This window comes from Streptomyces sp. NPDC014676, assembly GCF_043084105.1.
GTDB lineage: Bacteria > Actinomycetota > Actinomycetes > Streptomycetales > Streptomycetaceae > Streptomyces.
Window position 1 is genome coordinate 413,225 of record NZ_JBIBZI010000001.1, and the last position, 19,047, is coordinate 432,271.

Sequence of the window (19,047 nt, forward strand, 5' to 3'; positions counted from 1 at the left end):
GCCCACCAAGGCCGCGGCGGCGCCTTTGTCGAGCGCTGACGGTGATCGGCGCGCGGGCGCCGGTATAGCGTCGCGGTGTCCCCAACTGCCCTCACCCCGCGGAGACCTCATGAGCACCGCCACCGTCACGTCCGCCCGATCCGGCCAGGTCCTCGCGGACCTCGTCCCGGCCTCCCGTGTCCGGGACGCCGCGCTCGTGCTCGGCGGCGCCGCGCTCACCGGCCTCGCCGCCCAGATCGCGGTGCCCGTCCCCGGTTCCCCGGTGCCGGTGACCGGCCAGACCTTCGCGGCGCTCCTCGTCGGCACCGCCCTCGGCGCCCGCCGCGGATTCGCCTCCCTCGCGGTGTACGCGCTGGCGGGCGCGGCCGGCGTGCCGTGGTTCGCGGAGGGCGGGTCGGGAACGGCGATGCCGTCGTTCGGTTACGTCCTCGGCATGCTGCTGGCCTCCGTCGTCGTGGGCGCCCTGGCCCGTCGCGGCGCCGACCGCTCCGCCTGGCGCATGGCGGGCACCATGGTGCTCGGCTCGGCGATCATCTACGCCGTCGGCGTGCCCTACCTGGCCCTCGCCACCGGCATGTCCGCCTCCGCCGCGATCGCGGCCGGCCTCACCCCGTTCCTCATCGGCGACGCCCTGAAGGCGGCCCTGGCGATGGGCGTGCTGCCGACGGCCTGGAAGTTCGCCGACAAGCGGTGATCCGTCCGGGTTCTACGGCAGGAGGCCCGGCGGGGCACCACATGGTGCCCCGCCGGGCCTCCTGCCGTAGGGAAGGGTGCCTCAGCCGGCCGGGATCCCGTCCCGGTCCTCCGCGCGGCGCCCGGCCACCCGCTGCTTGACGACGGCGATGACGAGCACGATCGCGGCGACCAGCAGCGACAGCAGCACCGTCGTACGCCCGTCGTGCTCGGTGTCGGTCAGCATGTAACCGAGCACGAACACGATCAGCGCGGCGCTGGCCCACGTCAGGTACGGGTACAGCCACATCCGCACGACCAGCTTCTCCGGCGCCTCCGCCTCGATGATCCTCCGCATGCGCAGCTGCGAGAAGCAGATCACCAGCCACACGAACAGCGCGACCGCGCCGGAGGAGTTGACGAGGAAGAGGAAGACGGAGTCCGGGAACTTGTAGTTGAAGAAGACCGCGACGAAGCCGAACACCACGGACACGAGGATCGCCGTGCGCGGCACACCGCGGCCCGTGGTCCGGGCGAACGCCTTCGGCGCGTCCCCGCGCCGGCCGAGCGAGAAGGCCATCCGGGAGGCCGTGTAGAGCCCGGAGTTGAGGCAGGACAGCACGGACGTCAGCACGATGAAGTTCATGATCTGACCGGCGTGCGCGATGCCGAGGGAGTCCAGGGCGGCGACGTACGAGCCGTCCTCGGTGATGGACTCGCTGTCCCACGGCAGCAGGCAGACCACGACGAGGATCGAGCCGAGGTAGAAGACGCCGATCCGCCAGATGATGCTGTTGGTCGCCTTGGTGACGGCGCGCTGCGGGTCCTCCGACTCACCGGCGGCCAGCGTGGCGATCTCGCTGCCCATGAAGGAGAAGACGACGAGCAGGATGCCGGTGAGGATGGCGCCGGCGCCGTTCGGCAGGAAGCCGCCGTGCTCGGTGAGGTTGGCCAGGCCCGCCTGGTCGCTGTCGACGCCGGGCAGCACACCGAAGACGGCCAGCCCGCCGATGACGATGAACGCGCCGATGGCGACGACCTTGATCCCGGCGAACCAGAACTCGAACTCGCCGTAGGAACCGACGGAGACCAGGTTGGTGGCGGTCAGCACCACCATCACGATGAGCGCCCAGCCCCACTGCGGAACGGCCGGTATCCACCCTTCGAGGATCGCGGCACCGGCGGTCGCCTCGACCGCGAGGACGACGACCCAGAAGAACCAGTAGAGCCAGCCGATGGTGAACCCGGCCCAGGGCCCGAGCGCCCGGTCGGCGTGCGCGGAGAAGGACCCGGAGGTCGGGTTGGCCGCGGACATCTCCCCGAGCATCCGCATCACCAGCACCACGAGCGTGCCGACGAGGGCGTACGACAGGAGGATGCCGGGGCCGGCGGTCGCGATGCCGGAGCTGGAACCGACGAAGAGGCCGGCGCCGATCACACCGCCGATGGCGATCATCGACAGATGGCGGTTCTTGAGCCCGGCCTGGAGTCCGGAATCTCCCGGTGTCCCGGGATCGCCGGACCTTCCGGGATCGTCCTCGGGCTTGGTGAGGGTCGGCTGCGAAGTCATGGGGTGGTTTTCCTTTGCGCCGGTGGGGCGGTCCCCGTGCGAGCGGGTACGAGCCGGACCAGTGAAACGGAGGAGAAAGAATTCGGAAACCTTTGATTCCGGATCGTTACTTGAGCTTTTCCTGAGCTTCTATGGATTTCCTCACAATTTTTGTGCAAGGCACCCGACGCGCCTTCCCGGGAACCCCCGTGTCACACTCGGACCATGCGCGTGTATCTCGGCTCGGACCATGCGGGCTACGAACTCAAGAACCACCTCGTCGAGTGGCTCGGGGCGGCGGGGCACGAGCCCGTCGACTGCGGTCCGCACATCTACGACGCCCAGGACGACTACCCGCCCTTCTGCCTCCGCGCCGCCGAGCGGACCGCCGCGGACGAGGGCGCCCTCGGCATCGTGATCGGCGGCTCCGGCAACGGAGAGCAGATCGCCGCCAACAAGGTCGCGGGTGTACGGGCGGCCCTGGCGTGGAGCGAGGAGACGGCGGCCCTGGGCCGCCAGCACAACAACGCCAACGTGATCGCGGTGGGCGCGCGCATGCACACCCGGGACGAGGCGACGAAGTTCGTCGAGACCTTCCTGAGCACCCCGTTCTCCGGTGACGAGCGCCACATCCGCCGGATCGACATGCTCGCCGCCTACGAGACCACCGGCGACCTCCCGCCCGTCCCCCCGCACCACCCGCAGCGGTAACGCCGCCAGGGTCCCCCGACGCAAGGGCCTCGGGGGCCCTCTCCGCGGCGCGCACCGCCGGGGCGACGCGCCGAGGCGCCGGCGGGACGCGGCGGACGCGGCCCCCGCCGGGGCCCGGGGCGTAGCCCCCGGAACGCGCCGGCCGTCCGGAACGCGCCGGCCGTCCGGGACGAGCCGGGCCGGCCGGGGCGAGTCGAGTCGCCTGGAGTAAGCCGGGCCGTTTGGGACGAGCCGGACCGCTTGGAGCGAGCTGGATCGCCCGGGCGGGTCGGGCCGTCTTGGGCGAGCCGGGCCGCTTGGAGTGAGCCGAGTCGCCTGGAGTGAGCCGAGTCGCCTGGAGTGAGCCGGGCTGCTTGGAGTGAGTCGGGCCGCCCGGCCGACCGGGTCGGCCGGGCGGTGGGCACAAGCTTGGAAGGACATCCCCGTGCCGGAAGGCCACACCATCCACCGGCTGGCCGAGGACTACGCCGCCGCCTTCGCCGCCGGCGCCCCCCTCCGCGTCACCAGCCCCCAGGGCAAGTTCGCCGACGCCGCCGCCCTCCTCGACCGCACGCCGCTGCACACCACCGACGCCCACGGCAAGCACCTGTTCCTCGGCTTCGGCGACGCCGAGCCCGCCGAGTGGGTCCACATCCACCTCGGCCTCTTCGGCAAGGTCACCTTCGGTCCGGCCCCGGCGCCGCCGCCCACGGACACCGTCCGGCTCCGCCTCGCAGGCGCCACGTCCTACGTCGACCTGCGCGGCCCCACCACCTGCGCCCTGATCACGGACCCCGAGAAGCAGGCGGTCCACGACCGGCTCGGCCCCGACCCGCTGCGCCCGGACGCCGACCCGGCCCTCGCGTACCGCAGGATCGGCCGGAGCCGTACGACGATCGCCGCCCTCCTCATGGACCAGAAGGTCATCGCGGGCGTGGGCAACGTCTACCGCGCCGAGGTCCTCTTCCGGCACGGGATCGACCCGTACCGCGCGGGCCGGGACATCACCGCGGCCGAGTGGGACGCGATCTGGGCCGACCTGGTCGCGCTGATGCGCGAGGGCGTCCGTCTCAACCGCATCGACACCGTCCGCCCCGAACACACCCCGGAGGCGATGGGACGCCCGCCGCGCGTCGACGACCACGGCGGCGAGGTGTACGTCTACCGCAGGGCGAACCTGCCCTGCCACATCTGCGGCGGCGAGATCCGCACCGCCGGCCTCGCCGCCCGCAATCTGTTCTGGTGCCCGGAGTGTCAGCGCCGCTGAGCGGTCAGAACCCGTGCGGCAGCCACGGCGCCGGGTCGCTCCCGAACGCCAGGGACGCCTCCGCCAGCGCGCCCCGCCGTGACTCGTCCACCCGGCCGGCCGCCGCGAGCGCCGCGAGGCTCACCCCGCCCAGATACGCCGTGCCCAACTCCCGTATCGACAGGGCGAGATCGGCCGGATCCTCCGTACGCTCGCAGGACGCGCCCTTGGCGTCCCCGCTCAGCCGCCAACGCCCCGCGTTCCACGGGCAGAAGGCGTCCTCCACCTCGAACACCACGTCCACCGGCGCCCGGTAGGTCCGCGCCCGGAGCGCCGCGCCGACGTCGACCAGCCGTACGTACAGCGAGTCCCGGAGCTCCGGCCGGCACCGGCGGATGTCGGACACCAGGTACTGCCACGCCTCGTCGACCGGCCGGCTGCGCGCCACCAGCGTCGACGTCAGGTCGATGCCGAACAGGAACCGCCACAGCGCGGCGTCCGCCGCCGGATCGAGCGCGCCCAGGGTGCTCAGCAGCACCGTGCCGTCGGCCCCGGCGGAGCTCCAGCCCGGCTTCACCCGGAACCGCGCGTACCCGACCGTCTCACCGGCCCGCTCGGCGACCACGCACTGCAGCGGTGACGCCCCGCCCCGCTGCTGCTCCGTGTCGAGCAGGGCCACCCGCTCCCAGCCGGGCAGGCGTGCGAGCATCCCGGGACGGCCGGGCACCGACCGGGCGTAGACCGCCTCACAGGCGTCGAGGACGTCGACGGGATCCGCGTACCGCAGCCGTACGTCGTCGGTGCCGGCCGGGACGGTCAGGCCCGCCCGGCGGGTGTCGATCTCGGCGTTGACCTGGAAGGTGGCCGCGGCGTACCCGAACCGGCCGTAGATCGCCGGCTCCGACGCCGTGAGCACCGCCAGCGGCTCCCCCGAGGACCGCACGTCGTCCAGCTGCCGTCGCATCATCGACGTCAGCACCCCGCGCCGCCGGTGTGTGGCGGCCACGCTGACCATCGTGACGCCCGCGGCCGGTACGCAGGCGCCGCCCGGCACGGTGAGCCGGAACGAGAACGCACCCGCCGTACCCACGCAGGCGTCCCCGTCCCATACGCCGAGGGAACGGTCGAACTCGGTCAGCGAGTTCCACAGGTCCCGTTCCGCGTCCGCCTCCGGGACCCCGCCGAAAGCGCGGATCAGCGTCGTGTACCACTTGTCCCAGTCGTCCGGATCCAGCACGCGAAGTCCGGTCGCGGGGCCCGTTTTCTCGGTCGTCATGAGCCATCCCTACCAGTGCCGTACCGCACGGGCGAGGCAATTTCTCCCGCGCGGCCCCACGACGGCGTCCGGTGAAGTTGACTGTGAAGTCGGCCCCGGCACGGGGACAACCAGGACCTCCCGTGCCAAGTGGCCGGTCCGATGGATAGGGTCCCGAACTAATGGCAACAGGACGAGAGCGGCGCGCGGAAGCCGACACGTTCACGGCCCGGTGGAAGAAGCAGTGGCACCGGGCCCGCGTCGGCATGCGCCGGAGCGCCGTCGACTACTTCCGCGGGGACGGCTCCGACTGGGTCGCGCTCGCCGGACTGTTCCTCACCGTCCCGCTGATCGCGGCCGGGACCCTCGCCAACTCGGTGTGGTGCGCGCCGTCCGCACTGGTCATACCGATCGTCGCCGGCGGCCTGCTGCTGCGCCCGGCGAGCCTGCTCGGCCTGTACGCCGCCGCGGCGACCGCGCTGATCGTGGAATCGGTGCTGCTCGGCCCCTACACCGAGGGCGCGGCCCGCGTCACGCCCGGTGTGGTCCTCACCGTCGCCGCCTGCGGCTTCTTCGGACTGCTCGTCGCCCAGTTCCGCAGCCGGGTCGGCGTGCCCTGGCGGCGCGGCGGCACCATGCTGTTCGACCTGCGCGAACGCATCCGGGTGCAGAGCAAGCTGCCGAAGCTGCCGGACGGCTGGCACCGGGAGATGGCCCTGCGCCCGGCGGGCGGACAGTCCTTCTCGGGCGACTTCGTGGTCGCCGCCCGCACCAACGGCGGGCGCACCCTGGAGGTCGTGCTCACCGACGTCTCCGGCAAGGGCATGGACGCCGCCTCGCGCGCCCTGCTGCTGTCGGGCGCCTTCGGCGGTCTCCTCGGCAGCCTCCCGCCGCACGCCTTCCTCCCGGCCGCCAACGGCTACCTGCTGCGCCAGGACTGGGACGAGGGCTTCGCCACCTCCATCCACCTGGTGCTCGACCTGGACTCCGGCGACTACGAGCTCTACTCCGCCGGACACCCGCCGGGCCTCCAGCTCAGCGCGGGCAGCGGACGCTGGGAGGAGAAGGCGGCCGACGGCCCGCTGCTCGGCGTGTACGACGGCGCCCAGTTCGACTCGGTGAAGGGCTCGCTGCGCCCCGGCGACGTGCTGATGCTGTTCACGGACGGCCTGGTGGAGACCTCCGACCGGGACATCGTCGAGGGCATCGACCGCCTCACCGGCGAGGCCGACCGCTATGTCGCGGGCGGCTTCCACGGTGCCGCCTGGCACCTCATCGAGGCGGTCGCCAAGGACGTCAACGACGACCGGGCGCTGCTGCTGATCTGCCGTGAGGGCCCGACGGCCGCGGCGGCCCGCTGACCCGTGCACACTGGGCGGGTGACCGAGACGACACCGCTGTCCCTGGCCGAGATCGAGGCCACCGCCCGTGCCGCGCACGCCGGCCAGACCGACAAGGCGGGCCGGCCCTACGCCGAACACCTCCGGGCCGTCGCCGAGGGGGTACGGGCCCGCGGCGGCGACGAGGAGCAGATCGCGGCGGCCTGGCTGCACGACGCCGTCGAGGACGACAAGCTGTCCCGGCGGTGGCTGGAGGAGGCGGCGCTGACCCGGCGGACCAAGGACATCGTCCTCGCGGTCACCAAACGCCCCGGGGAGCCGCCCGAGGCGTACGCGGCCCGGATCCTCGCCACTCCCGGCGCGCCGCTGGTGAAGGAGGCGGACCTGGCGCACAACGCCGACCCGGCCCGCCTCGCCGTACTGGACGGACCGACCCGCACACGACTGACCGAGAAGTACGCGCGGATGCGCGCACTCCTCGGTCTCGTGGTCTCGTGATCTCGTGGTCTCCTGAAGGGGGGAGGGGACCTCCTAGGCGGAGACCTTCTCGCGGGTCTCCCTCTTCTCCTGCCGCCCGCGTTCGCGGGCCGCTTCGGCGGCGTCCCGCTTGAACGCCCACTCCATCCTCGGCTCCATCACGAACCGGAACATCCGCCGCACGGGGGCGGTGCACAGCAGCGTCACCACGACCGCCGCCAGGACGCTCACCGCGATCTCGCCGAGCGGCCGGTGCAGCACGGAGTGCTCGAACCAGCCCTGGTAGTCGCCGGCCTTCACCACGAAGCCGTGCAGCAGATAGCCGTACAGCGTGCCCGCGCCGAGCGCCGTGAACCACATGCGGCGGCCCGGCACCCAGGCGAAGAAGCAGGCGGTCAGCAGCAGCGAGCAGCCGAACATCGCGAGCACCATGACCGGACCGGCCCACCACGGCGCGCCCAGCTCCTGCGCGGCGTCACGGTGGTAGAACCACGCGGTGTTCATCCGCGGCACCGCCCACCAGCCGAAGGCCAGCGCCGCCGCGAACACCGGCACCGCCGCGATCCGCACCGACCGGCGGCGCACCAGGCGGAAGTGGTCCGGCCGCATGCACAGACCGAGCACGAAGTACGGCAGGAACTGCAGCACGCGCTGCAGGTCGAGGTCGTCGCCGATCCCGGGGGTGACACTGGCCAGCGCGGCGATGCCGAGGGCCAGCGGCAGCGGGTGCCGTACCGCGTTCCAGACCGGCGTGGTCAGCCGCCACACGAACAGCGCGACCAGGAACCAGGTCAGGTACCAGGGGTCGAGCAGGCTGATCTCCTGCTCGGGGGCGTGGTCGACGACCCGCCGGAACAGGGGATAGGCGGTCTCGAACACGATGTACGGCACGGCGACGCCGGTGATCAGCCGGCGCAGCCGGTCGGGCCGCATGTCGAAACTGCGCGAGAAGTAGCCGGAGACGATGATGAAGGCCGGCATGTGGAACGTGTACACGACCGTGTACGCCGCCTCCAGGACCCGGCTGTCGCCCTTGAGGGGCTCCCAGGCGTGGCCCACCGCCACCAGCACGATCGCCAGGTACTTGGCGTTGTCGAAGAACGCGTCGCGCTGTTTGCCGTGCGGGTTCTTCGTGTGCGGGTTCTTCGTGCGCGGGCTCGGCACCGCGGGTGCCGGTGACTGTGCCGGGGGGAGCGGCGTTCTGCGGTTGCCGTACGGTCGCTGCGAGTTCGTCACTGACCCTCCCGGCGGGAACTCGGGGAGTCGATCGGTGAGCTCGCTGCGCTTGCGGGGGACGAGGCAGCGTGGAACATCTGAGGCACCCTAGCGTCGTCCTCGGCATTTCGTAAAACGCCCGGCGTTGTTCCTGGTATTCGGCTCGGGTACCCCGGATCGGGGAAAGTGATCGGCGTGATCGCCGTGATGGCCAACACGTTGTGCGTATAAGGGACTTGGTCGGTGCTCGGGTCGTCCTTGTCATGATTGTTCCGGACTAAGTCACGCATAAGTCCGGCAGGCGACTCCGGCGGTATGTACCGGCTTGGGGGTTTCTCTCCCGTATCGACCCAAGGGGTGTTGGAGCACCTGCGGTGACAATTCGAATTAGCTGCGAACGCGTTGTGTGGAGACGGAAACGATCCGGTTGAATTCCCTGTGCGGGTGCCCCTTCGAATTGCCGTGCGACACCGCGTCGTCGGCCGGTGCGGACGGCCGCGCACGGGCGGGACCGTCCGTACCGGGACGGATGATGCGTCAGCCGCCGCATAGGGCGGCCGTGTTGGTGGCACGATGGTTCTGGCGGGGTGCGCGGGGTCGTGTCGCCCGGGCCGGGGAAGCGGAACCGACCGAGGGTGTGATCAGTTGTGGCCATTTCACTGTCTGTGGTGCTGCTGTTGGCGATCATCCTGGTGGTGCTGATGAGAGGCGGCTCCCTCAAGGCCGGCCCGGCGATCGTCGCCGTCCTCTTCGGTTTCTTCCTCGCCTCCACCGGCATGGCCGACGACATCCAGCGGTTCCTGGACTCGATAGCCGAGATGATCAACTCGATCAGCTTCTGACCCCGCCCGCCCCCGCGCGGAAACGATCCGGGCCGGCCCGGGAACCACTCCTCGGCCCGGCGGCCCGGCCTGTCCGCCCTCAGCCGCCCGACGCCGCGGACAGCGCGAGGAAAACACCCGGGGCCGGGCCGGAGGAGTGATCCTCCGGCCCGGCCCCGAGCCGTACAGAGCGGGCGACGGGAATCGAACCCGCGTAGCTAGTTTGGAAGACTAGGGCTCTACCATTGAGCTACGCCCGCACAGAGCGCGCCGCGCGTCGGTGACCGCGGCACTGACAGGCATCGTAGCGGGTTGTACGCCCTCGTCGCACACCCCGTTTCCGGACCGCCCCGGCGCGGCACCGCGCCCGTGAAACGCGGCGGCCGTTCCGCCCGGGTGCATGTACCCTACGTGTCGCACCAGACGGGGTGTGGCGCAGCTTGGTAGCGCGTCCGCTTTGGGAGCGGAAGGCCGTGGGTTCAAATCCCGCCACCCCGACCAGCCACCTGCTCACGCACCGGTGATCGCCTTTTGGGTGCCGTAGCCGCTGCCGTTACTATGCAAGCTGCACGCCCTGTGTGTCTCTGAAGTCCTCCGGGCGGCGAATCGGCCGGGCCTCTCTGGTCCCGGCAGAACCCGAGAAGTCAGCCACAAGGAGACCGAACCGTGAAGAGCGCCGTGGAGACCCTGAACCCGACCCGGGTTCGGCTCACTGTCGAGGTGCCCTTCGAGGAGCTCAAGGACAGCCTCGACGCGGCGTACAAGAAGATCAACCAGCAGGTCACGGTGAAGGGCTTCCGCAAGGGCAAGGTCCCGGCCCGGGTCATCGACCAGCGCTTCGGCCGCGGTGCGGTGCTGGAGGAGGCCGTCAACGACGCCCTCCCGAAGTTCTACACCGACGCCGTGAACGAGGCGGAGCTGAGCCCGCTGGGCCAGCCCGAGGTCGACATCACGGAGCTGAAGGACGGCGAGACGCTGAACTTCACCGCCGAGGTCGACATCCGCCCGACCATCGAGATCCCGGACTACTCCGGCATCGAGGTCGAGGTCGACGCCGTCGAGGTCACCGACGAGGACGTCGAGAAGTCGGTCGAGCAGCTCCGCGAGCGCTTCGCCTCCACCTCCCCGGTGGAGCGCGCCGCCCAGGACGGCGACGTCGTCACCATCGACCTGGAGGCCAAGGTCGACGGCGAGGTCCTCGAGGACGGCGTCGCGAGCGGCGTGTCGTACACCATCGGCTCCGGTGAGCTGCTGGACGGCATCGACGACGCCGTGAAGGGCCTGGAGGCCGGTGGCGAGGCCACCTTCACCTCCGAGCTCAAGGGCGGCTCGGCGGCCGGCAAGGAGTCCGAGGTCACCGTCAAGGTGTCCCAGGTCGCCGCCCGTGAGCTGCCGGAGCTGGACGACGAGTTCGCCCAGCTCGCGTCCGAGTTCGACACCCTCGAGGAGCTGAAGGCGGACAGCCGCAAGCGCCTGGAGAACATGAAGCAGTACGACCAGGCCACGCAGGCCCAGGAGCGCGTCCTGGAGAAGCTGCTCGAGCTGGTCGAGGTCCCGGTCCCCGAGAAGCTGCTCGAGGACGAGATCAACACCCGCAAGCACAACCTCGAGCACCACCAGCTCGGCCAGATGGGCCTCGACCTCGCGAAGTACCTGGAGATCCAGGGCAAGACCGAGGAGGAGTTCGAGGCCGAGACCCGCGAGGCCGCGATCAAGGGCATCAAGACCCAGTTCGTGCTCGACGAGCTCGTCAAGCAGGAGAAGCTCAACGTCAACCAGGAGGAGCTCACCGAGCACCTCATGCGGCGCGCGGCCTCCTCCGGCATGTCCCCCGACCAGTTCGCCCAGGCCGTCGTCGAGCAGGGCCAGGTCCCGCTCCTCGTCGGCGAGGTCGCCCGCGGCAAGGCCCTGGCCTCCGTGGTCGAGAAGGCCACGGTCAAGGACACCAACGGCGAGATCGTCGACCTCGAGGACGAGGACGAGGACGAGGCGGACACCGCCGAGACCGCCACGGAGTCGGCCGAGACCGCCGAGGAGCCGGCCGAGGAGAAGACCGAGGGCTGATCCTCGCGTCACCTCTGACATGATCACCGGGGCCCCGGAGTGCTGTGCACTCCGGGGCCCCGGTGTCTGGTCGTCGGGACGCACGTCACTCAGGGCCCTGCTCTCGGGTACCGGGGTGCGCATCGCTCCGGGGCCCTGTTGTCGGGCGGTGGGGCAGCCCACCCAGGGGAGCGGGCCGTGTCGACGCGCGGCTCCGCCGCGTGGGCGCGACCGGCCCCCACCGGCCCGCGGCCGCCCGCGAACCGGCGGCCCCCGCCGGAAAGGCGAACGGCGCTCCCCGCGGAGCGCATCGCGAAGTACACCCCTCTACGCCCCCGGCGAACACCCCCGTTACCGGGATTCCCTGGCGGAGTCACCGCGTTAGGGTCCTTGAATACCAGGGGACGTGAGTCACCGAATACGGCTCCGACCCGTAGGGACACGTGAGACGGCCCGGCGCCGTCGTAAGACGAGCAGGTGGATACGTGACGAATCTGATGCCCTCAGCCGCCGGCGAGCCCTCCATCGGTGGTGGCCTCGGCGACCAGGTCTACAACCGGCTGCTCGGCGAGCGGATCATCTTCCTCGGCCAGCCGGTCGACGACGACATTGCCAACAAGATCACCGCACAGCTGCTGCTCCTTGCCTCCGACCCGGACAAGGACATCTACCTGTACATCAACAGCCCCGGCGGCTCCATCACGGCCGGTATGGCGATCTACGACACCATGCAGTACATCAAGAACGACGTGGTGACGATCGCCATGGGCCTGGCGGCCTCCATGGGCCAGTTCCTGCTGAGCGCCGGCACCCCCGGCAAGCGTTTCGCGCTGCCGAACGCCGAGATCCTGATCCACCAGCCGTCCGCCGGTCTCGCCGGCTCGGCCTCGGACATCAAGATCCACGCCGAGCGGCTGCTGCACACCAAGAAGCGCATGGCCGAGCTGACGTCCCAGCACACCGGCCAGACGGTCGAGCAGATCACCCGCGACTCCGACCGTGACCGCTGGTTCGACGCCTTCGAGGCCAAGGAGTACGGCCTCATCGACGACGTGATCGCCACGGCCGCCGGCATGCCGGGCGGCGGCGGCACCGGGGCCTGAGCGGCCTCACGGGGCCCTCGCGGCCCCGCGGACGCCCCACCGGGCCCCCGGGCCCGGTGAACAGCCCCAGCAGCCCCAGCCGACCGCCTCAGCCCCTTTCAGGAGACACCGTGAACAGCTTCCCCGGCAGCGGCCTGTACGACCGCACGCCCGCCGCCTCCGAGGGCCGGTACACCGGCCCCTCGGCCGAGTCCCGCTACGTCATCCCGCGCTTCGTCGAGCGCACCTCCCAGGGCATCCGCGAGTACGACCCGTACGCGAAGCTCTTCGAGGAGCGCGTGATCTTCCTCGGCGTGCAGATCGACGACGCCTCCGCCAACGACGTCATGGCGCAGCTGCTGTGCCTGGAGTCGATGGACCCCGACCGGGACATCTCGGTCTACATCAACAGCCCCGGCGGCTCCTTCACCGCGCTCACGGCGATCTACGACACGATGCAGTACGTGAAACCGGACGTCCAGACGGTCTGCATGGGCCAGGCGGCCTCCGCCGCCGCCGTCCTGCTGGCCGCCGGTACGCCCGGCAAGCGCATGGCGCTGCCGAACGCGCGCGTGCTGATCCACCAGCCGTACAGCGAGACCGGCCGCGGTCAGGTCTCCGACCTGGAGATCGCCGCCAACGAGATCCTGCGGATGCGGAGCCAGCTGGAGGAGATGCTGGCCAAGCACTCCACCCGGCCGCTCGACAAGATCCGCGAGGACATCGAGCGCGACAAGATCCTCACGGCCGAGGACGCGCTGGAGTACGGCCTGATCGATCAGATCATCACCACCCGGAAGATGGACAACACCAGCCTGCGCTGACGCGGGGCGGGGTGTGACGTCTGCCGCCCCTTGGCACGGTTTGACACGGTCCACGTCAAAGTGAACCGTGCCAAGGGGGGCCCGAACGGGGGGCCAGGCAAGGTACCGTCGGACATAAGGCAGCACCAGGAGCCGCCGGACGCCCGCGTCCAGACGACTCCCAGGCGAAGGGGAAGCACACCGTGGCACGCATCGGTGACGGCGGCGATCTGCTCAAGTGCTCGTTCTGCGGCAAGAGCCAGAAGCAGGTCAAGAAGCTCATCGCAGGGCCCGGTGTGTACATCTGCGACGAGTGCATCGATCTCTGCAACGAGATCATCGAGGAAGAGCTCGCCGAGACCAGTGAGGTCCGCTGGGAGGAGCTGCCCAAGCCCCGCGAGATCTACGAGTTCCTCGAGGGGTACGTGGTGGGGCAGGAGGCGGCCAAGAAGGCCCTCTCCGTCGCCGTCTACAACCACTACAAGCGCGTCCAGGCCGGCGAGAACGGCGGCGCGCAGGGCCGCGAGGACGCCATCGAGCTGGCGAAGTCCAACATCCTCCTGCTGGGCCCCACCGGCTCCGGCAAGACCCTGCTGGCCCAGACCCTCGCCCGCATGCTGAACGTCCCGTTCGCGATCGCCGACGCCACGGCGCTCACGGAGGCGGGATACGTCGGCGAGGACGTCGAGAACATCCTGCTGAAGCTGATCCAGGCGGCCGACTACGACGTCAAGAAGGCCGAGACCGGGATCATCTACATCGACGAGATCGACAAGGTCGCCCGCAAGAGTGAAAACCCGTCGATCACCCGTGACGTCAGCGGTGAGGGTGTACAGCAGGCCCTGCTGAAGATCCTGGAGGGCACCACGGCCTCCGTCCCGCCGCAGGGCGGCCGCAAGCACCCGCACCAGGAGTTCATCCAGATCGACACGACGAACGTGCTGTTCATCGTGGGCGGCGCCTTCGCCGGACTGGAGAAGATCATCGAGGGCCGGGCGGGAGCCAAGGGCATCGGCTTCGGCGCGACGATCATCTCCAAGCAGGAGCGGGAGGCCAAGGACCAGTTCGAGGAGGTCATGCCGGAGGACCTGGTCAAGTTCGGCATGATCCCCGAGTTCATCGGCCGGCTCCCGGTCATCACGAGCGTCCACAACCTCGACCGCGAGGCCCTGCTCCAGATCCTCGTCGAGCCGCGCAACGCGTTGGTGAAGCAGTACCAGCGCCTCTTCGAACTCGACGGCGTGGAGCTGGACTTCGAGCGCGAGGCGCTGGAGGCCATCGCCGACCAGGCCATCCTCCGCCAGACCGGCGCCCGCGGCCTGCGCGCCATCATGGAGGAGGTCCTCCAGGGCGTGATGTACGAGGTCCCGTCCCGCAAGGACGTCGCCCGCGTGGTCATCACGGCCGACGTGGTCCTCTCCAACGTCAACCCGACCCTGATCCCGCGCGACGCCCGCGGCCGGGGCTCCGGGGAGCAGAAGACGGCGTAACTCGGACACACGAATGGCACCCCATCAAAGCATGTGGGGTGCCTTATTCGTTCACCGTGCCGGAAGCCATCGATTTCTCGCTGATCGTCAAATGGATCCGGACATGCCCGTCCGTACCACTGGTGACATGGGCATCTCACATGTTCTGCTCGTTGTCGACAAGGTTGACCACCTTGTCCCATGGAAACCGGAGGGGCGGCATGAAGTTGAAGCGTGCATTGACGGCGTTGGCTGTAGCAGCAACCGCAGGAGTACTGCCTCTGGTTACGGCTACGCCGGCCAGCGCCTATGGACCTTCCTACTGTGAGAGTTATATCGCTTCGAAGGGCTATCTCGTCGGCCCGAAGGTGAAGGGCGCCTGCCAGTATGCGGGATCTCCCGGAACTGCACCGATATGCGGTGCAGGGCTGACTAACTCGGGAGTTAGGAACAATCACGCGATACAGGCGTGTCGAGCAGCCTGAGACGCGGTACAGGCTGCTGAACGTGATGAATACGCGACGAAGGGGAGCCATCGATCGATGACTCCCCTTCGTCGCACGCGCCGTCAGGCCTTGACGCGGACCTCGTTGCGGAGCTTGGTGGTCATGTCCGCCGCGGTGCTCTTGCTGATGTCCTTGGTGTTGTCACCGGGGGAGACGATCGCAATGGTGCTGTAGTCGGCCCAGGCGCAGAACCAGTTGGTCGTTTCCTTCTGGGTGAGGTCGTTGGTGCCTTTGCCCGCCTGGCACTTCATCACCGCGCCGTCGATGTCGACCGACTCCGGCTCCCCGACCAGTTCGGACATGAGCCCGTTGCCCGAGCTCTCCGACGTTTCCTTCTTCAGGGAGGCGAAGACCTTGTCGAGGGCCGCTTCCGGGTCGGCGACCTCGCCGTAGGCGCCGAAGAACGACACGCCCTTCGCGGTCAGCAGCTCGGACTGGTCGGGCAGCGTGGTCGGGTCCTGCGGGTCGTAGTTGCTGAAGTCGGCCGTCGAGTAGGAGGCGCCGACGGACTTGCCGTCCTTGATGCCGCCCTTGGCCAGGTCGCTCACCGTGTCGGAACTGGAGTCCTCGCCGCCTTCGCCGACGCGGGTGTACTCACTGAGTACCTTTTCCGGCGCCGACAGCTTGTGCGCCCCGTCGTCCTCCAGGCCGCCCCCGCCGCCCCCGCCGATCACGAAGTACGCGCCCACGCCGATCGCCGCGACGACCGCCACCGCGCCGATGATGATCCCGGCCTTCTTGCCGCCGCCACCGGAGGCGGGGGGCTGGGGCGGCATGCCGTACTGGGGCTGGCCGTAGGGCGGCTGCTGGCCGTACGGGGGCTGCTGCGGCGGGACGCCGGGCTGGCCGGGCTGCTGCGGGTAGCCGTACCCGGGCTGCGGGGCCTGCTGGGGGTAGCCGTAGCCGGGCTGCGGGGCCTGCGGCTGCTGGCCGTAAGGACCCGGCTGGCCGTACGGTCCGGGCTGTTGTGGCTGCCCGCCGTACGGGCCCGGCTGGTTGTAACTCATTACGGGGTTCCCCCTCCAGGTGCTTATGCGTTGCTGACATCCTGACTCAGGAGTGACGCGTTCAGGCCGCCGGGGGTCGCACCGTTACAGAGAAACGCGTTTCGGGACAGGCCCGTGACGCCTCTAAACTGAGCCCCGTGACCGAGAACGCTCAGCAGGAGCCACCAGCGCCCACGACCGAACTGCCGACCCAGTACGCGCCGGCCGATGTAGAGGGGCCGCTGTACGAGCGCTGGGTGGAGCGCGGTTACTTCGAGGCGGACGCGGGGAGCGAGAAGCCTCCGTACACCGTCGTCATCCCGCCGCCGAACGTCACCGGCAGCCTGCACCTCGGGCACGCGTTCGAGCACACGCTCATCGACGCGCTGACCCGCCGCAAGCGCATGCAGGGCTTCGAGACGCTGTGGCAGCCCGGCATGGACCACGCCGGCATCGCCACGCAGAACGTCGTCGAGCGGGAGCTCGCCAAGGAGGGCAAGTCCCGTCACGACCTCGGCCGTGAGGCGTTCATCGAGCGCGTCTGGCAGTGGAAGGGCGAGTCCGGCGGGCAGATCTCCGGTCAGATGCGCCGCCTCGGTGACGGCGTCGCCTGGTCGCGTGAGCGCTTCACGATGGACGAGGGCCTCTCCCAGGCCGTCCAGACCATCTTCAAGCGGCTCTACGACGACGAGCTGATCTACCGCGCCGAGCGCATCATCAACTGGTGCCCGCGCTGTCTGACCGCGATCTCCGACATCGAGGTCGACTACCAGGACGACGACGGCGAGCTCGTCTCCATGAAGTACGGCGAGGGGGACGAGACGATCGTCGTCGCCACGACCCGTGCCGAGACGATGCTCGGTGACACGGCCGTCGCCGTCCACCCCGAGGACGAGCGCTACAAGCACCTCGTCGGCAAACTCGTCAAGCTGCCGCTGACCGACCGTTCCATCCCGGTCGTCGCGGACGAGCACGTCGACCCCGAGTTCGGCACGGGTGCCGTCAAGGTCACCCCGGCGCACGACCCGAACGACTTCGAGATCGGCCGGCGGCACGGCCTGCCGTCCATCGCCGTGATGGACGAGCACGCGGTCATCACCGCCCACGGCCCCTTCCAGGGCCTGGACCGGCTGGAGGCCCGCTCCGCCATCGTCGCCGCGCTGCGCGCCGAGGGCCGGATCGTCGCCGAGAAGCGGCCCTACGTCCACTCGGTCGGCCACTGCTCGCGCTGCAAGACCACCGTCGAGCCGCGGCTGTCCATGCAGTGGTGGGTCAAGGTCGGCCCGCTGGCGAAGGCGGCCGGTGACGCGGTCCGCGAGGGCAAGGTCAAGATCCATCCGCAGGAGATGGAGAAGCGGTACTTCGACTGGGTCGACAACCTCCACGACTGGTGCATCTCGCGGCAGTTGTGGTGGGGCCACCGCATCCCGGTCTGGTACGGGCCCAGCGGCGAGGTCGTCTGCGTCGGACCGGACGACGAGGCCCCGGCCGGTGAGGGCTGGCACCAGGACACCGACGTCCTCGACACCTGGTTCTCGTCGGGCCTGTGGCCGTTCTCCACGCTCGGCTGGCCCGAACAGACCGAGTCGCTCGCGAAGTTCTACCCGAACTCCGTCCTGGTCACCGGCTACGACATCCTCTTCTTCTGGGTCGCCCGGATGATGATGTTCGGCCTGTACGCGATGGACGGCACCCCGCCGTTCCACACCATCGCCCTGCACGGCATGGTCCGCGACCAGTTCGGCAAGAAGATGTCGAAGTCCTTCGGCAACGCGGTCAACCCGCTGGACTGGATGGACAAGTACGGCTCCGACGCCCTGCGCTTCACGCTCGCGCGCGGCGCCAACCCGGGCGTCGACGTGCCGATCGGCGAGGACTGGGTCCAGGGCTCGCGCAACTTCGCCAACAAGATCTGGAACGCCACGCGCTTCGCGCTGATGAACGGCGCGACGGTCGAGGGCCCGCTGCCGGACGCGTCGACGATGTCGCCGACCGACCGCTGGATCCTGTCCCGGCTGAACTCGGTCGTCGCCGAGGTCGACGCGTACTACGACGACTACCAGTTCGCCAAGCTGTCGGACGCGCTGTTCCACTTCGCCTGGGACGAGGTCTTCGACTGGTACGTCGAGCTGTCCAAGACGACGTTCCAGGCGGGCGGCGAGCCGGCCGAGGTCAGCAAGCGGGTCCTCGGCGAGGTCCTCGACGTCACGCTCAAGCTGCTCCACCCGGTCGTCCCGTTCGTCACCGAGACGCTGTGGACGACGCTCATGGGCGGCGAGTCGGTCGTCATCGCCGAGTGGCCGTCCGACAGCGGCTTCCGGGACGCGGACGCCGAGCGGGAGATCGGGACGCTGCAGTCCGTCATCACCGAGGTCCGCCGCTTCCGCGCCGACCAGGGCCTGCAGCCCGGCCAGCGGGTCCCCGCCCGGCTGACCCTCGACGGCACGGCGCTGGCCCCGCACGAGCCGGCCATCCGGCAGCTGCTGCGCCTCCAGCCGGAGGGCGACGCCTTCACCGCGACGGCTACCCTGCCGGTCGCGGGCGTGGAGGTCGCGCTGGACCTGTCCGGTGTGATCGACGTCGCCGCCGAGCGCAAGCGCCTGGCCAAGGACCTCGCCGCCGCCGAGAAGGAGAAGGCCCAGGCGACGGCGAAGCTCGGCAACGAGGCGTTCCTGTCGAAGGCCCCGGACCACGTGGTCGACAAGATCCGTGGCCGTCTGGCCAAGGCGGAGGAGGACATCGCACGCCTCCAGGCGCAGCTCGGGAAGCTGCCGCAGGCGTAGCCGCCGATACGTCGGTGAAGGCTCCCGGTGCCCTGTCGGTACCGGGAGCCTTCGTGTACGCAGGGGCGCGGGGCCGTACCGATGGGCGGCTTCGCCGCGTGGGCGCGGCC

General features: G+C 70.0%; 15 protein-coding genes and 2 tRNA genes. 12 read left to right on the top strand and 5 right to left on the bottom strand.

Translation table 11 applies throughout. The features are described 5' to 3' along the window. Window positions 1–109: 109 nt before the first annotated feature. A complete protein-coding gene (locus tag ACF1DX_RS01875; protein ID WP_391789288.1) occupies window positions 110–694 on the top strand; it encodes a biotin transporter BioY in 585 nt (194 codons plus the stop codon). Window positions 695–775: 81 nt separating this feature from the next. On the opposite strand, the gene ACF1DX_RS01880 is transcribed toward ACF1DX_RS01875, so the two are convergent. After that, on the bottom strand, window positions 776–2,242 hold the full coding sequence (locus tag ACF1DX_RS01880) for an amino acid permease (RefSeq protein WP_391789289.1): 1,467 nt from the start codon (window positions 2,240–2,242) through the stop codon (window positions 776–778). Between the two features lie 204 nt (window positions 2,243–2,446). Here ACF1DX_RS01880 and ACF1DX_RS01885 point away from each other — a divergent pair, with 204 nt between their 5' ends. Together ACF1DX_RS01885 and ACF1DX_RS01890 are read left to right on the top strand one after the other, a co-directional pair. Next, entirely contained in the window at window positions 2,447–2,932 is a 486-nt protein-coding gene (locus tag ACF1DX_RS01885; RefSeq protein ID WP_391789290.1) for a ribose-5-phosphate isomerase, read from the top strand. Window positions 2,933–3,356: 424 nt separating this feature from the next. Next, a complete protein-coding gene (locus ACF1DX_RS01890; RefSeq protein ID WP_391789291.1) occupies window positions 3,357–4,178 on the top strand; it encodes an Fpg/Nei family DNA glycosylase in 822 nt (273 codons plus the stop codon). Between the two features lie 4 nt (window positions 4,179–4,182). Here ACF1DX_RS01890 and ACF1DX_RS01895 read toward each other — a convergent pair whose 3' ends face one another. After that, window positions 4,183–5,433, bottom strand: a complete 1,251-nt coding sequence (locus ACF1DX_RS01895) for a GNAT family N-acetyltransferase (protein ID WP_391789292.1) — start codon at window positions 5,431–5,433, stop codon at window positions 4,183–4,185. Window positions 5,434–5,594: 161 nt separating this feature from the next. On the opposite strand from ACF1DX_RS01895, the gene ACF1DX_RS01900 reads away from it, so the two are divergent. After that, window positions 5,595–6,773 (top strand): PP2C family protein-serine/threonine phosphatase, encoded by a 1,179-nt coding sequence (locus ACF1DX_RS01900; RefSeq protein WP_030858098.1) that lies wholly within the window; start codon window positions 5,595–5,597, stop codon window positions 6,771–6,773. Window positions 6,774–6,791: 18 nt separating this feature from the next. Continuing rightward, a complete protein-coding gene (locus ACF1DX_RS01905) occupies window positions 6,792–7,250 on the top strand; it encodes an HD domain-containing protein (protein ID WP_391789293.1) in 459 nt (152 codons plus the stop codon). Window positions 7,251–7,283: 33 nt separating this feature from the next. Here the strand turns inward: ACF1DX_RS01905 and ACF1DX_RS01910 are convergent, their stop codons facing one another. Next, entirely contained in the window at window positions 7,284–8,465 is a 1,182-nt protein-coding gene (locus ACF1DX_RS01910) for an acyltransferase family protein (protein WP_391789294.1), read from the bottom strand. Between the two features lie 626 nt (window positions 8,466–9,091). Here ACF1DX_RS01910 and ACF1DX_RS01915 point away from each other — a divergent pair. Further along, entirely contained in the window at window positions 9,092–9,286 is a 195-nt protein-coding gene (locus tag ACF1DX_RS01915) for a hypothetical protein (RefSeq protein WP_030858104.1), read from the top strand. 168 nt (window positions 9,287–9,454) lie between these two features. Here the strand turns inward: ACF1DX_RS01915 and ACF1DX_RS01920 are convergent. Next, a tRNA-Gly gene (locus ACF1DX_RS01920) sits at window positions 9,455–9,525 on the bottom strand. A gap of 164 nt (window positions 9,526–9,689) precedes the next feature. On the opposite strand from ACF1DX_RS01920, the gene ACF1DX_RS01925 reads away from it, so the two are divergent. The 5 genes from ACF1DX_RS01925 to clpX all read left to right on the top strand — a co-directional run bounded on the left by ACF1DX_RS01925 (window position 9,690) and on the right by clpX (window position 14,683). Next, a tRNA-Pro gene (locus tag ACF1DX_RS01925) sits at window positions 9,690–9,766 on the top strand. Between the two features lie 165 nt (window positions 9,767–9,931). Next, a complete protein-coding gene (gene tig / locus ACF1DX_RS01930; protein WP_391789295.1) occupies window positions 9,932–11,329 on the top strand; it encodes a trigger factor in 1,398 nt (465 codons plus the stop codon). 476 nt (window positions 11,330–11,805) lie between these two features. Then, a complete protein-coding gene (locus ACF1DX_RS01935; RefSeq protein ID WP_024887530.1) occupies window positions 11,806–12,411 on the top strand; it encodes an ATP-dependent Clp protease proteolytic subunit in 606 nt (201 codons plus the stop codon). A gap of 110 nt (window positions 12,412–12,521) precedes the next feature. Next, entirely contained in the window at window positions 12,522–13,214 is a 693-nt protein-coding gene (locus tag ACF1DX_RS01940; protein ID WP_030858109.1) for an ATP-dependent Clp protease proteolytic subunit, read from the top strand. A 182-nt stretch (window positions 13,215–13,396) separates the two neighbouring features. Then, the gene (gene clpX, locus ACF1DX_RS01945; protein ID WP_391789296.1) at window positions 13,397–14,683 is read left to right on the top strand and encodes an ATP-dependent Clp protease ATP-binding subunit ClpX; all 1,287 of its coding nucleotides are present in this window, start codon (window positions 13,397–13,399) and stop codon (window positions 14,681–14,683) included. A gap of 547 nt (window positions 14,684–15,230) precedes the next feature. Here clpX and ACF1DX_RS01950 read toward each other — a convergent pair. Next, the gene (locus ACF1DX_RS01950) at window positions 15,231–16,175 is read right to left on the bottom strand and encodes a hypothetical protein (protein ID WP_391789297.1); all 945 of its coding nucleotides are present in this window, start codon (window positions 16,173–16,175) and stop codon (window positions 15,231–15,233) included. Window positions 16,176–16,312: 137 nt separating this feature from the next. Between ACF1DX_RS01950 and ACF1DX_RS01955 the strand changes: the two genes are divergently transcribed. After that, window positions 16,313–18,937: a valine--tRNA ligase gene (locus ACF1DX_RS01955; RefSeq protein WP_391789298.1), complete on the top strand. Its 2,625-nt coding sequence runs from the start codon at window positions 16,313–16,315 to the stop codon at window positions 18,935–18,937. Window positions 18,938–19,047 lie beyond the last annotated feature (110 nt).